This window comes from Microvirga pakistanensis, assembly GCF_004458765.1.
GTDB lineage: Bacteria > Pseudomonadota > Alphaproteobacteria > Rhizobiales > Beijerinckiaceae > Microvirga > Microvirga pakistanensis.
Map to the genome: position 1 here is coordinate 1 of NZ_SPJX01000385.1, position 223 is coordinate 223.

Genomic DNA, 223 nt, shown 5'->3' on the forward strand with positions numbered 1-223 from the left:
CTGCACGGCCTCCCGGCCGACGAGGCGCACAGCCTTCTCACCCGGGTCAAGGGCATCGGCCCCTGGACGGCCGACATCTACCTGCTCTTCTGCCTCGGCCACCCTGACGCGGTCCCGGGCGGCGACCTCGCCGTGCAGGAGGCTGCCCGGATCGCCTATGGGCTGGACGAGCGGCCCGATGCGAAGACGCTCACGATCCTCGCGGAGCGCTGGCGGCCCTGGC

The 223-nt window shown here is 73.1% G+C and carries 1 protein-coding gene; it reads left to right on the forward strand.

Going from position 1 to position 223, the window contains the following annotated elements; all coding sequences use genetic code 11:
• Window positions 1-223: DNA-3-methyladenine glycosylase family protein (locus E4K09_RS18680; RefSeq protein WP_425293862.1), on the forward strand; the 223-nt coding region annotated here is incomplete at both ends.